The 13,189-nt window shown below is 68.2% G+C and carries 10 protein-coding genes and 1 other RNA gene; 6 read left to right on the top strand and 5 right to left on the bottom strand.

Annotated features, from left to right (window positions below; all coding sequences use genetic code 11):
* The first annotated feature begins 534 nt into the window (after positions 1–534).
* Positions 535–956, top strand: an RNA gene (gene rnpB, locus NL241_RS21890) — RNase P RNA component class A.
* Positions 957–959: 3 nt separating this feature from the next.
* On the opposite strand, the gene NL241_RS21885 is transcribed toward rnpB, so the two are convergent.
* The 4 genes from NL241_RS21885 to NL241_RS21870 all read right to left on the bottom strand — a co-directional run bounded on the left by NL241_RS21885 (position 960) and on the right by NL241_RS21870 (position 5,925).
* Complete coding sequence (locus NL241_RS21885) at positions 960–2,435, bottom strand: CYTH and CHAD domain-containing protein (protein WP_494395006.1); 1,476 nt, start codon at positions 2,433–2,435, stop codon at positions 960–962.
* Between the two features lie 78 nt (positions 2,436–2,513).
* The gene (locus NL241_RS21880) at positions 2,514–4,526 is read right to left on the bottom strand and encodes a 5-oxoprolinase/urea amidolyase family protein (protein ID WP_494395005.1); all 2,013 of its coding nucleotides are present in this window, start codon (positions 4,524–4,526) and stop codon (positions 2,514–2,516) included.
* Positions 4,523–5,164 (bottom strand): urea amidolyase associated protein UAAP2, encoded by a 642-nt coding sequence (locus NL241_RS21875; RefSeq protein WP_494395004.1) that lies wholly within the window; start codon positions 5,162–5,164, stop codon positions 4,523–4,525. The genes NL241_RS21880 and NL241_RS21875 overlap by 4 nt, the downstream gene beginning before the upstream one ends.
* A gap of 8 nt (positions 5,165–5,172) precedes the next feature.
* A complete protein-coding gene (locus NL241_RS21870; RefSeq protein ID WP_494395003.1) occupies positions 5,173–5,925 on the bottom strand; it encodes a DUF1989 domain-containing protein in 753 nt (250 codons plus the stop codon).
* Positions 5,926–6,092: 167 nt separating this feature from the next.
* On the opposite strand from NL241_RS21870, the gene NL241_RS21865 reads away from it, so the two are divergent.
* Complete coding sequence (locus NL241_RS21865; RefSeq protein WP_487688012.1) at positions 6,093–6,764, top strand: TetR/AcrR family transcriptional regulator; 672 nt, start codon at positions 6,093–6,095, stop codon at positions 6,762–6,764.
* Positions 6,761–7,540, top strand: coding sequence for an enoyl-CoA hydratase/isomerase family protein (locus NL241_RS21860; protein ID WP_487688014.1), 780 nt, complete (start codon positions 6,761–6,763; stop codon positions 7,538–7,540). Before NL241_RS21865 ends, NL241_RS21860 begins: the two co-directional genes overlap by 4 nt.
* 25 nt (positions 7,541–7,565) lie before the next feature.
* Here NL241_RS21860 and panB read toward each other — a convergent pair whose 3' ends face one another.
* Positions 7,566–8,408 (bottom strand): 3-methyl-2-oxobutanoate hydroxymethyltransferase, encoded by an 843-nt coding sequence (gene panB / locus NL241_RS21855; RefSeq protein ID WP_487688159.1) that lies wholly within the window; start codon positions 8,406–8,408, stop codon positions 7,566–7,568.
* A gap of 172 nt (positions 8,409–8,580) precedes the next feature.
* Here panB and NL241_RS21850 point away from each other — a divergent pair, with 172 nt between their 5' ends.
* The 3 genes from NL241_RS21850 to NL241_RS21840 all read left to right on the top strand — a co-directional run bounded on the left by NL241_RS21850 (position 8,581) and on the right by NL241_RS21840 (position 13,174).
* On the top strand, positions 8,581–9,978 hold the full coding sequence (locus tag NL241_RS21850; RefSeq protein ID WP_487688017.1) for a WS/DGAT/MGAT family O-acyltransferase: 1,398 nt from the start codon (positions 8,581–8,583) through the stop codon (positions 9,976–9,978).
* Positions 9,979–10,052: 74 nt separating this feature from the next.
* Positions 10,053–11,591: an alpha/beta hydrolase gene (locus NL241_RS21845; RefSeq protein WP_487688020.1), complete on the top strand. Its 1,539-nt coding sequence runs from the start codon at positions 10,053–10,055 to the stop codon at positions 11,589–11,591.
* A 68-nt stretch (positions 11,592–11,659) separates the two neighbouring features.
* Positions 11,660–13,174, top strand: a complete 1,515-nt coding sequence (locus NL241_RS21840; protein WP_494395002.1) for an alpha/beta hydrolase — start codon at positions 11,660–11,662, stop codon at positions 13,172–13,174.
* Positions 13,175–13,189 lie beyond the last annotated feature (15 nt).

The following is a 13,189-nucleotide window of genomic DNA, read 5'->3' as shown; positions in this document are numbered from 1 at the left end:
AACGAGGTGATGCTGCAGCTCAGCGCCGATTACTCGCTCCGAGAGTCCCGGATTCGGGCCTCGTGGGCACTCATTGCACGCATGTACGCCGTCGACATGCAGTGCTGGCACCCGAGAGCCGGCACTGTCGGTATGCGGGGCCACCGCGTGCGTCTCGGCGGCCTTGACACGGCCGGCATCGCTTCCGCCGCTAGGGGTCTCAACGGTCCCGGTGCGCACGGCCGCGCCCGCGTGTCCGGCCGGCTACCCGGGCTGCACACCGGCCCCAGCCCTCCAGCGGAGGTCGTGCCCGCTCTTCGTCGACGATGAAGAGCATCACGTCACCGCCGAGAAACGACGGGCGGTGAACCGGCCATGCACTGGCAGTACGGGCGTTCGGGGCGAGTGCGGCTTGACGAGCTGTCTCGATCACGTGCGGACTGTCTGCCGGTCGATGTCGGGTGAGCGGCGTGCGCCGGGCCGCTGCCGCGGGATGAACGGGACCGACGCGTATTGGTCTTTGACCGGCGTCAACCAGTACCTTGGGTGGGCGAACGAGTTGGCCGGGCGGCCGCGGGTGACCGACCGGTCCTGCAGAGGGGGAGGAGGGACGGTCGGCCATTCGAGGAAAGTCCGGACTTCACAGAGCAGGGTGATTGCTAACGGCAATCCGAGGTGACTCGCGGGACAGTGCCACAGAAAACAGACCGCCGGAAACGGTAAGGGTGAAACGGTGCGGTAAGAGCGCACCAGCATCCCGGGTGACCGGGGTGGCTAGGCAAACCCCACCCGAAGCAAGGCCAAGAAGGTCGCGTGGGGGCGCGACTGCGCAGACGCCCGAGGGTTGCTCGCCCGAGTCTGCGGGTAGGCCGCTCGAGGTACCCGGTGACGGTGTGCCCAGATGGATGGTCGCCACTGAGCGGCTCCGGAGACGGAGCCGCTCAGGACAGAATCCGGCTTACAGGCCAGCTCGTTCGCCTCTACAGCTTGCGCACGGACTTGTCGAGCTTGGCCAGTGCCTCCTCGACCTGCTCCCGCGCGTGATCGGCGAGCTCGTGCTCGCGCTGGAACAGCAGCCCGTAGGTGAAAGTGTCTTCGCCCGCGGCGTGGGCGACGTCGGCTTGCTGACTCAGATGCGCCCGGCTGACGTAGCTGTCCTGGTGTTCCCCCAGCAGCGTCTGGATCTCCTTGGCGGCGCCCGACACCTTGTCGGCGCCCAGTGCCGAGGCTGTGTAACGCAACCGCTTGGCGCTCTTACGGATTCGGTGCAGGGCCTCGTCGCGGTCCTCGGTGGCCTCATCGGCGGCCTTGGCGGCCTTGCGCACACGCTTGTAAGCCGAGTCGATGGTCACCGGAGACGCGTGCTTACCCTCGGCCGTCGTCGGCTCGGCCGTCACCAGCTCTTCGAGAGCATCGAGCAACCGGAAGTACCGGGACGTACGCATGGCCGCCAGCGAGCGACGGTGCCCCACCTCGTAGCGTTTCTTGGCGCCCTCGACCAGACGTTCGCGCACCGGGCCGCGCACCAGTTCGGCGGGCAACCCGTCAAGTGCGTTCTCGTAGCGCTCGGCCAGTACCTCCGCATCGCGGGCCACGCCCAGGATGGCCGCGAGCGCGCGCAGTTCGTCGAGTACCCAGCTGTCGTCGGTCAGCCCGAACGACTCCTCGGACTCCTTGAGCAGGCTGCGCAACTTACGCGTCGTGACCCGCATCTGGTGCACCGAGTCCCACACATCGGCGCGCACCGCGCGGTCCCATTCGATCAGCTCTGCCACCTGCTGGGCCACGGCGCGGTGCACCGGATCCGCGGGCAGGGGCGCCTCGGCCTTCGGCTCCGCGCCGGTTGCGAGCACCCGCGCGAGTTTCGACCCCGAGCCGGCCGGGACGGCCCCGGCGTCGAGCAGCCGATTGCCCAGGCGATCCAACAGAGCAGGTTCCGCGTCAGGAGTCAGCAACTCCAGCTCCCACTCCCGCCACGCCTGCTCGTCGCCGCCGACCGCCCATGCGGTGACCTGGTCATCGCAGAATTCGGCCAGCGCGGTGCCGTCGCTGCCGTGCAGCAGCTGGATGTGGCGGGTGGTGCTGATCTGCGCCACCGGCGCCAACGGCCGGTCACGAACGATGGCCAACACCACGTCGAGCAGCTCGGCCGGCACCGTCTCGGTACCAGCATCCAGCGGTAACCGGACCTCCGTGCGAGCGTCTGCGCCGGCGGGCAGCTTGAGGTGCCAGCCCTCGTCGGCGCCACCGGTGCGCCGGCGCAACGTGATCTTGTGTGCCGCCAGGTCGTGATCGGCGGTGTCGAAGTACACGGCGTCCAAGGACTCGGCCGGCGACAGCTCTACCCGTGCTACAGCCGACAGTCCGTCGAAGGACGGAGATACCGTCGATTCGGTCACGTCGAACTTGCGCTCGACTTCCTTGTGCCGGGTCGGTTTCGCGCTGGCCATGTCCACCTTCGCTCGTGCGTGCCTCCAAGAGTCTGAACAGAGTGCCACATCCAGGTGAACAAACAGGTCCGGGCGATCGCGCCGTCAGCTGGCGATCTGTCGCCTGAACTCTCCGGCGTTGTCCCACGCCTGCCGCTCGGCCGCGAACGCCTCGGCCTGTTGGCGGCGGAACGCCGCGATGGGGTCGGCGTCGCGCTCCAGGAAAGCGAGGTACTCGGCCATCGAGAACTTGCCGTCGGTGATGGCGACATCGCCGCGGCCGGCGGCCATCTCCGCCCGCATGTCCAGCAGCTCCTCGGCACTCACGGGATAGAAGCTGATCCGGTCGAAGTACCGCAGCAGCCACGGCGTGCCCGGCTCGAATGACCGGGAATCGCGTGGGTGGCTGTGGTTCCACACCTGGGTGGTGCGTCCGACGAACTGGTAACCGCCCGGTCCCTCCATCCCGTAGATGCACATGTAGGCCCCACCGATACCCACCGCGTTCTCCGGTGTCCAGGTCCGGGCCGGGTTGTACTTGGTGGTGACCAGACGGTGCCGGGGGTCCAGGGGAGTGGCCACCGGCGCGCCCAGGTAGACATCGCCGAGGCCGAGCACCAGGTACTCAGCCCCGTACACCACGTCATGAACCTCGGACACATCGCCGAGTCCGTTGATCCGCCGGATGAACTCGATGTTCCACGGGCACCACGGGGCATCGGCGCGCACGCCATGGATGTAGCGCTGGATCGCCTCGTGCGTGGCCGGGTCGTCCCATGACAACGGGAGCGACACGGTGCGGCTCGGCACCACCAGTTCGTCTGTCGCGGGCAGAGTCTCGTCGATGCCGGCCAGCAGACCGGTGATCTCGCCGATGCTGAGCCGGCCGGGGTCGAACTGCACCTGCAGTGACCGCACCCCGGGGACCAGCTCGGTGATGCCGTCGAGACCGCGGGCACGAAGCTCCTCGTAGAGCACATGCACCCGGGCCCGCATGGCCAGGTCGAGCACCATCGGCCCGTACTCGACGAGCACCCCGCCGTCACCGGCACGCCGCAGCGTCACTTCGGTGCCGTCGGCGGTGGCGTACCGGTTCAGCACTCCGTCGTCGGCGTCGCCGGCTTTCGACAGCACCAGCGGTAACGACGCCCGCCGGTCGACGTCGAGGCTGTGCACCGAGGGTGCCCGGTCGGCGCGCACCGGCACGAACCGCACCGAGTCGCCCGGCGCCAGCTGGCCGAGCTTCCAACGGTCACCGCTGACGACGGTGACCGGGCAGACGAAGCCACCGAGGCTGGGTCCGTCGGGACCGAGGAGGATCGGGGTGTCACCGGTGAAATCAAGTGCACCAACACAATAGGCGGTGTCGTGGATGTTCGACGGGTGCAGTCCGGCCTCTCCGCCGTCGCTGCGCGCCCACCGCGGTTTCGGTCCTTCGAGGCGCACGCCGGTGCGGTCGGAGTTGAAATGCACGGTGTAGTCGGTGGCCAGCAGGGTGTCGATGTCGTTGCGGGTGAAGAACTCCGGTGCGCCGTGTGGTCCTTCGGTGACGGCCAGCTCCCAGCGATGACCGATGCTGGGTTGCTCCTCGATGGCCGCCCGGGCCGCGCGGTCCTGGCGCAGCTCGTGCGGGCCGGGGTCGGTGCCGATGGTCAGGTCGTCACCGGCGCGCAGCGCGCGACCGTCATGACCACCGAATGCTGCGAGGGTGAATGTGGCTGTGCTCTCGAGGTATTCGGGCTCGACAAGTCCGCCGGCGAACAACACGTAGCAGCGCATGCCCGGCCCGGTCATGGTGCCGACCTCCAGCGTGCCTCCCGCGGGAATCGAGATCGACTGCCACATGGGGGCGGGTGCCCCGTCGACGCTCACCGGCACGGGCGCTCCGGTGACACATACCCGGGCGCCGTCGGGGAACCGCAGACTCGGACCACTGCGGGTGCACTCCAGGCCGCCGACACCTTCGGTATTGCCGAGCAGCCGATTGCCGATCCGGAACGACAGGTCGTCCATCGGCCCCGACGGCGGAACGCCGATGTGCCAGTAGCCGATTCGACCCGGCCAGTCTTGCACCGTGGTCAGCATTCCGGGGCTGACCACGTCGATTTTTGTGGTCATGAGCCGGTGATCACCATGCGCACCGGCGTGGGGTCGAAGCCGTTGCACGGATTGTTGATCTGCGGGCAGTTGGACACCAGTACCAGGGTGTCGGAGTCGGCGCGCACGGTCAGCGACTTGCCGGGGGCCGACAGCCCGTCGACGATACCGAGGGTGCCGTCGGCTTCCACCGGGACGTTCATGAAGAAGTTGATGTTGGGCACGATGTCGCGCTTGCCCATACTCCACTTCGAGGCCTCGGCGAGGAAGTTCTCGGCGCAGGCGTGCTGGTGCACGGTGTGGTGTCCGTACCGCAGGGTGTTGGACTCCTTGGAGCAGGCGCCGGCAAGGGTGTCGTGGTTACCCACCTCGTCGGCGACGATGGTGACCAGGGGGGTGCCGTCGGCGGCGCGCAACACCGAACCGGTGGTGAGGAAGATGTTGCCCTGGCCGGCGACGGTGGCCTGGCAGCTGTAGCGCTTGGACGGGTCCACCCGATCGGTGCCGGGGTGCACGCCGTAGAAGAGTGTGTCGACGGCCTGATTGCCGTGCAGATCGATGATCTGCAGCTGCTGGCCGGCACGCAGGATCGCAGACCACGGCGCGCAGGCGGCCACGATTTCATCGGAGATGACGGTGATTTCGGGGGCGAGTGTCATGGGGTGTCCTAGCTGATCGCGGCGGCGTTCTGGGCGCAGGCCCAGGTGCTCTCGGTGTTGAACAGGGCGCGTAGGTACTCGGGGTCGGTGCTCACCGGTGTGCGCAGTTCCTCGTCGGCGCGCCAGGCCAGGACGTCGAGCCCCGTCGTCTCACCGCGGGGATCGAGCGGATGGGCCGCGTTGACCAACGCCACCACCACGGGCAGGTGGATCAGCAGGTCCACCGCGGCGCCCGGGCCGGCGGATCCGATGAATTCCAGCGCACCGTCCTGCGCGGCCCGCACGCCCTGGAAGAACGACGCCGACGGGGCGACGTCGCGGGCGTCCATGCCGTGTTTGGCCGCAGCCAGCAGCATTGCGCTCTGCCCGGCGGGGGTCATACCGCACAGCAGGTCGTGGTGCCCGGAGGAGTCGGCGACGACGGTGGCGAGCACCCGACCCTGGTCGGACAACAGGGGGTGACCGGTACCCAGGTAGGCCTGCCACGGCACCTTCATGGTGTCGGCCACGTTCAGCCGTTCCCAGTTGGCGTCGGCGCGGAACAACAGCAGGTGTGCGCAGGCATGGCCGTCGGGGTCGATGAGGCGCAGGCGGCTGCCGCGCCCGAGGACGCGGGTGGTGTAGGACCCGCCGGGAACGCTTTCGGCCCAGACCAACCGGGTGGGGTCGATGCCCTCGGGGGTGGCGGGGACCCGCATCTGCGCACCCGAGGCCTGTGACCGGGCATGCGATCGGGCGCCGTCGGTGGACGCGGTGCTCATAGTTCCTCCCTGACCGATTAACTGTCGGGTGAAAGTTTTGTGGCAGCGCGTTCCGGGGTCATGTCTGCGCTGTTACGTTCGCGTGACACTTTCTGTCGATTGACAGGTAATGGGATCGGCGCAGGTGGCGCACCCTCCGCGGCATCGCCAATGCAACAATGTGACGCATGCGCACCGACGGCCGTGGGCGGCCGCGCCTGGAGCAATCGCGTCGTCCGGGCAAGACGGCCCGTGAGGAGATCCTCGACGCGGCCGCCGAACTCTTCACCACCCACGGCTACTCCAGCACGTCGACGCGCGCGATCGCCGATGCAGTGGGCATGCGGCAGGCCTCGCTCTACCACCATTTCGCCACCAAGGACGACATTCTCGACGCGCTGGTTGCCGGCACCGTCGACGCACCGTTGGTCCTGGCCCATGAGCTGCTGGCCGAATCCTCGCCGGCTGCCCCGCGGCTGCACCTTCTGGTGGTCAGCGACGTGACCCAGCTGTGCGGCAGCCGCTGGAATCTGGGCGCGCTGTACCTGCTGCCGGAGCTGCGAGTGGACCGGTTCGCGGGCTTTCGCGCCCGTCGCGCCGAGTTGCGTGAGCACTACCGGCTGCTGGCCCGTCAGGTCATCGCCGAGTGCGCCGGTCCCGTCGACGCCGACGATCTACCGTTCCGCCTGGTCGAGACCGTGATCAACCGGCGCTCCGATGACAACGGGTGCCCGCCGGAGCAGCCGTGGGTGATCGCCGACGGCGCGCTGCGCTCGCTGGGCTGGTCGGGGGATTTCGACGCGCTTCGGCGGGGGACCGCTGATCGACTGCTCAGCCCACCGGCTAACGTCTCGGCATGACCTTCGAGACACTGCAGTTCGACCAGGCCGGCGCCATCACCACCATCACGCTGAACCGCCCCGAGGCCGCCAACGGGATGAACGACACCATGACCCGTGAACTCGCCGAGGCCGCCGTGCAGGCGGACACCGCCGAGACCAAGGTCGTGGTGATCACCGGTGCGGGCCGATTCTTCTGCGCCGGAGGCGATCTCAAGGCGATGGCCGCGTCACCGCTGGGACCGGGCCCCTTCGTCAAGGGCATCGCCGACGATCTGCATCGCGCCGTCTCGACGTTCGCCCGGATGGACGCCGTGGTGATCACGGCCGTCAACGGCGTGGCCGCCGGTGCCGGTTTCTCGTTGGCGATCAGCGGCGACCTGGTGCTGGCCGCCGATACCGCGGCGTTCACCATGGCCTACACCAGAGCGGGGCTGAGCCCCGACGGCAGTGCGTCGTATTACCTGCCGCGGCTCATCGGTGTGCGGCGCACGCAGGAACTGATGCTGACCAACCGCACCCTGTCGGCGGCCGAGGCTCATGCGTGGGGCCTGGTCAACGAGGTCGTCGAGGGTGCGGCACTGGCCCGGCGGGCCGCCGAGTTGGCCGACCAGATTGCTTCTGGCGCAAAACAATCCCACGCCGCCGTGAAGAAGCTGGTGCTGGCTTCGTTCGGCAACGACATCGAGACCCAGATGGCGCTCGAGGCCGACCTCATCGCGGAGAACGCCGACGGACCCGACGGTGGAGAGGGGATCGACGCGTTCCTGAACAAACGCGCGCCCAGGTTCGCCTGAGCCCGCGTCGGTTCGGGTTCGGGGGCTAGAAGGAGTGTTCTTCGGCGGGGAAGGTACCGCTGGCCACCTCGGCGGCGTATTCGGTTGCCGCGCGGCGCAATTCACCGCCGACATCGCCGAAGCGCTTGACGAACTTCGCGGTGCGGCCGGAGGTCATCCCGGCCATGTCCTGCCACACCAGTACCTGGGCGTCGCAGTTGGGGCCCGCACCGATACCGACGGTGGGGATGGTCAGCTTGCCGGTGATCTGCGTGGCCAGTTCGGCGGGCACCATCTCCAGCACCACGGCTACGGCACCTGCCTCGGCCACGGCAATGGCGTCGTGGATGGTCTGCTCGGCGGCGTCGCCGCGCCCCTGCACCTTGAAACCGCCCAAGCCGTTGACACTCTGCGGGGTGAAGCCGATGTGCGCGATCACCGGGATGCCGGCCTGGGTCAGGGTGGCGATCTGGTCGGCCACCCGCTCGCCGCCCTCGAGTTTGACCGCGTGGGCGCCGGTCTCCTTCAGGAACCGCGTCGCACTGGCCAGGGCCTGCATGGCGCCGGCTTCGTAACTGCCGAAGGGCAGGTCGGCGACCACCAGCGCGTGCGGAGCCCCCTTGACCACACCGCGGACCAGCGGGATCAGTTCGTCGATGGTGATGGGCACGGTGGTGTCGTAGCCGTAGACGACATTGGCCGCGGAATCACCCACCAGGAGAACCGGGATCTCGGCCTCGTCGAACACCCGGGCGGTGGAGTAGTCGTAGGCGGTGAGCATGGACCACTTGTGGCCTTCGCTCTTCCAGGCCTGTAGATGATGCGTGCGAACCTTGAAGCGCTTCTTGGGCTGATCGGAGGCAGCGCCATAAACATGCTGCTCTTGCATTCCGGCTTTTTCAGACATCACTGTCCTCTGCGGTGGTCGGTTCGATCCTCGAGGCCCATCAGGGTCCCCGGGTCTGCTGACGCCACCAGTCTGCCAGCCGGGTCCGTTCACGTGAACTGCAAGTTAAGTGGAGTTCCTCACACCCTTCGCTTCTTGGACATACGATCGCCGGATGCAACGGCTCAGCGGGCTCGACGCCAGCTTCCTCTATCTCGAAACTCCGTCGCAGCCCTTGCACGTGTGCTCGATCCTGGACGTCGACACCTCGACGATGCCGGGCGGATACACCTTCGAACGTCTGCGCGACGAACTGGTGGTCCGGATCGCGGCGATGCCGGAATTCCGCGACAAACTGGCCGACAGCCGGTTCAACCTCGATCACCCAGTGTGGGTGGAGGACAAGGACTTTGACGTCGACCGGCACCTGCACCGCATCGGGCTGCCCGGTCCCGGCGGACGGGTGGAGCTGGCCGAGATCTGCGGGCACATCGCCTCGCTTCCGCTGGACCGCTCCCGCCCGCTGTGGGAGATGTGGGTGATCGAGAACGTCGCGGGCACCGACGCGCACGCCGGTGGCCGGCTGGCCGTCATGACCAAGGTGCATCACGCCGCCGTGGACGGGGTCACCGGAGCCAACCTGATGTCCCAGTTGTGTTCCCCCGAACCCGACCCGCCTGCGCCGGATCCGGTGCCGGGTTCCGGCGACGCCAATCAGCTCGACATCGCCGCCCGCGGTCTGGTGCGGTTCGCCAACCGGCCGGTGCACCTGGCCACCAAGGTGCTGCCCTCGACGGTCACCACGGTGGTCGACACGGTACGTCGTGCTATCAGCGGTTCGGCGATGACGAGCCCGTTCACCGCCCCGCAGACCGCGTTCAACGCCAACGTGACCTCACACCGCAATGTCGCCTACGCCCAGCTGGACCTCGAGGACGTCAAGAAGGTCAAGAACCACTTCGGGGTCAAGGTCAACGATGTGGTGATGGCGCTGGTCTCCGGGGCGCTGCGGGAGTACCTGCTCCAGCGCGACGAACTGCCCGACAGCTCCCTGGTGGCCATGGTGCCGGTGTCCGTCCACGACAAATCCGACCGCCCCGGCCGCAACAAGGTGTCGGGGATGTTCGCCAGTCTGTACACCACCATCGCCGACCCGGCCGAGCGGCTGACTGCCATCGCGGAGGCGACTTCGGTTGCCAAGGAACACAGTTCGGCCATCGCGGCGACACTCCTGCAGGACTGGTCGCAGTTCGCGGCGCCCGCGGTGTTCGGCGTGGCGATGCGGGTCTACGCCCGGTCGCGGCTCACCGAGGCGCGCCCGGTGCACAACCTGGTGCTGTCCAACGTCCCCGGTCCGCAGGTGCCGCTGTACTTCCTGGGATCGGAAGTCAAGGCGATGTATCCGCTCGGGCCGATCTTCCACGGGTCCGGGCTCAACATCACGGTGATGTCGCTGATCGGCAAGCTGGACGTGGGCTTGGTCTCCTGCCCGGAGTTGCTGCCGGACCTGTGGACGATGGCCGACGACTTCCAGGTCGGGATGGAAGAACTGCTCGCCGCGGCCAACCGCTGACAGCCGCACCGCCAGATGGCGCGCCTACCAGCGCCTGAGCGGTTCCGGGCTGGGCTCATGGCAGCATATTGCCCATGAGCAAGCTCGCCCGTCGCCGTCCTCTGCGTGCCACCTTGATCGGGGTGACGATCGCGGGACTGGTGTTCGGGGCGGCCGGGTGCAGCAGGCAGGTCGACGGCCAACCGACCGCGGCGGGCGCCCGTGCGGGTGCACCGGTGGCCTGGGAGGCCTGTCAGTTCACGGAGCCGTCGCAGATCGAGCTGCCCGAAGGCACCGAGTGCGGACTGTTGGCAGTACCCGTGGACTACGACGAGCCCGACGGTGACGCGCTGGACCTGGCGCTGATCCGGTTCCCCGCCACGGGAGAGAAGATCGGCTCGCTGGTGTTCAACCCGGGCGGGCCGGGGGAGTCGGGTATCGAGGCCGCGTTCGGCTTGCTGCGCACCCTGCCCGACGAGATCCGGGAGCGCTTCGATTTCGTCGGCTTCGACCCACGCGGGGTGGCCTCGTCGAGCCCGGCCCTGTGGTGCAACTCCGACGCCGACAACGACCGGCAACGCGCCGAACCGCTCATCGAGTACACCCAGGAGGGCGTCGACCGCCTGAACCGGGACACCGAGGAGTACGTCCAGCGGTGCATCGACAAGATGGGCACCGAGTTCCTGGCCAACGTCGGCACCGACAACGTCGCACGAGACCTCGACCGCATCCGCGAAGCGCTCGGTGAGGAGAAGCTGACCTTCCTGGGCTACTCCTACGGCACCCGGATCGGGTCCACCTACGCCGAGCAGTTCCCGCAGAACGTCCGCGCCATGATCCTCGACGGCGCCATCGATCCCAACGCCGACCCGGTGGAAGCCGATATCGCCCAGGCGAAAGCGTTCCAGTCGGCGTTCAACGACTTCGCCGCGGACTGCGCCACCAACCCGGACTGCCCGCTGGGCACCGACCCGGCGAAAGCCGTTGAGGTGTACAAGGATTTGCTGGCCCCGTACGAGCAGACGCCGGCACCGACCCAGGATCCGCGCGGCTTGTCGCACTTCGATGCCACCACGGCCACCATCATGGCGCTGTACTCACCGGCGCTGTGGCGGCACCTGACGCAGGGCCTGTCGGAGTTGCGCGACGGGCACGGCGACACGCTGCTGATCCTGGCCGACATGTACATGCGCCGTGACGGCAACGGTCACTACACCAACGCCACCGACGTCCGGATGGCGGTGAACTGCATGGACAAACCGCGGATCACCGACATGTCGGTGCTGGTGGACGAAGACCGCAGACTGCGCGAGGCCGCGCCGTTCCTGTCGTTCGGCGAATTCACCGGTCTGGTCCCGGAACCCACGTGCAACCTCTGGCCGGCCGAACCCACCAGCGAACCGCACGAGCTGTCGGTACCGGACCTGCCGGCGACGCTGGTGGTCTCGATCACCGGTGACCCGGCCACGCCCTACGAGGCGGGGGTGAAGCTGGCCGATCAGCTCGGCGGCGGGCTGGTGACCTTCGACGGCACCCAGCACACCGTGACGTTCCAGGGCAATGCCTGTGTGGACGACTACGCGACGCGCTACCTGATCGACGGGGCGATGCCGCCGCCGGACGCCAAGTGCTGATGCGCCGTGGTTATTGATACCGGAGCGTGACCCGCTCGGGTGCGACGCCCGCGGGCGGGCATGCGACGATGTGTCGCATGCGTCGTTCCTTGTTCTCGGGCTCGATGCTGCTCTCGATCGCTCTGCTGTCCGGCATCACTGCGCCCAGTGCGCAGGCCGAGCCGGAACCTGTTGCCACACAACACGTTTGGGCAGACTGCACGCAGTTCGGGTACGGCGTCGACGTGCTGCCCACCGCACAGTGCACCACGGTGCCGGTGCCGGTGAGCGCGGACAACCCCACCGGTCCCCAGGCGGAACTGGCGGTGATCCGCATCCCCGCCAGCGGCACCCGGATCGGTCCGCTGTTCGTCAACCCCGGTGGGCCCGGCGCCTCGGCGGTCGACACGGTGGCCGGTATGGGCCGCGCTCTGGCGGGCAGCCCGATCGCCGAACACTTCGACCTGGTGGGCGTCGACCCCCGCGGGGTCGGGCACTCCACACCGCAACTGCGATGCCGCACCGACGCCGAATTCGACGCCTGGCGGCGCGATCCGATGGTCGACTTCAGCCCGGCCGGGGTGGCGGCCATCGAAGCTCAGTACCAGCAGTTCGCCGACCGCTGCGCCGAACGGATGGGAACCGACTTCCTGGCCGGCGTCGGCACGGTCAACGCGGCGCGTGATCTCGACACGGTGCGGCAGGTGCTCGGCGACGAGCAGCTGAACTACCTCGGGTTCAGCTACGGCACCCAGATCGGCACCTCCTACCTCGAGCAGTTCGGCCAGCATGTGCGCACGATGGTGCTCGACGGTGCGATCGACCCGGCGGTGCCGCCGATGGACGAAACCCTGCGCCAGAACGCCGGTTTCCAAACGGCGTTCAACACCTACGCCGCCAACTGCGCGCGGTCGGAGGGCTGCCCGTTGGGTCAGGACCCGGCGCAGTGGGTCAGTCGGTACCGCGCGCTGGTGGACCCGCTGGTGCGCCAACCAGGCCGGACCGCCGACCCGCGGGGGCTGAGCTATTCCGACGCCATCATCGGCACCGGCAACGCGTTGTACACCCCGCGCTACTGGGATTACCTGACCAGCGGGCTGCTGGGACTGCAGCGTGGCACCGAGGCCGACGACCTGCTGGGGCTGGCCGATCTGTACCAGGGACGCGACGCTGCGGGCCACTACCGCAACAAGCAGGACGCCTTCAACGCGGTGCGCTGTGTCGACGCGCCGGTACCGCAGGACCCGGCCGCCTGGGCGGCCTTCGACCTGCGGATGCGTCAGGTTGCGCCGTTCCAGTCCTACGGTGCCTTCACGGGTTTCGCGCCGCGCGACATCTGCGCATTCTGGCCGGTGCCGGCCACGTCGGTGCCCGCACCGGCGCCGGCCATGCCACCGGGCAAGGTGGTGGTGGTGTCGACGACGCGGGATCCGGCGACGCCGTACCAGGCCGGGGTGGATCTCGCCGGCCAGTTGCAGGCGCCGCTGATCACCTTCGACGGGACCCAGCACACGGTGGTGTTCAACGGGCAGCAGTGCATCGACACGGCGACGGTCAACTACTTCGTCGACCAGGTGCTGCCACCTGCGAATCTGTTTTGCTGAGCGCAGCCGACTCAC

The sequence above is a fragment of the Mycolicibacterium sp. SMGY-1XX genome, assembly GCF_059132455.1.
This window is presented reverse-complemented; position numbering and strand designations above follow the sequence as displayed.

What these genes read in the sequence shown, in the direction of transcription:
- NL241_RS21875 (WP_494395004.1), bottom strand. Translation starts at nt 5,164, where the DNA reads ATGACACTCGCCCCCGAAATCACCGTCATCTCCGATGAAATCGTGGCC.
- panB (WP_487688159.1), bottom strand. Translation starts at nt 8,408, where the DNA reads ATGCAAGAGCAGCATGTTTATGGCGCTGCCTCCGATCAGCCCAAGAAG.
- NL241_RS21850 (WP_487688017.1), top strand. Translation starts at nt 8,581, where the DNA reads ATGCAACGGCTCAGCGGGCTCGACGCCAGCTTCCTCTATCTCGAAACT.
- NL241_RS21865 (WP_487688012.1), top strand. Translation starts at nt 6,093, where the DNA reads ATGCGCACCGACGGCCGTGGGCGGCCGCGCCTGGAGCAATCGCGTCGT.
- NL241_RS21840 (WP_494395002.1), top strand. Translation starts at nt 11,660, where the DNA reads ATGTGTCGCATGCGTCGTTCCTTGTTCTCGGGCTCGATGCTGCTCTCG.
- NL241_RS21845 (WP_487688020.1), top strand. Translation starts at nt 10,053, where the DNA reads ATGAGCAAGCTCGCCCGTCGCCGTCCTCTGCGTGCCACCTTGATCGGG.
- NL241_RS21880 (WP_494395005.1), bottom strand. Translation starts at nt 4,526, where the DNA reads ATGACCACAAAAATCGACGTGGTCAGCCCCGGAATGCTGACCACGGTG.
- NL241_RS21860 (WP_487688014.1), top strand. Translation starts at nt 6,761, where the DNA reads ATGACCTTCGAGACACTGCAGTTCGACCAGGCCGGCGCCATCACCACC.
- NL241_RS21870 (WP_494395003.1), bottom strand. Translation starts at nt 5,925, where the DNA reads ATGAGCACCGCGTCCACCGACGGCGCCCGATCGCATGCCCGGTCACAG.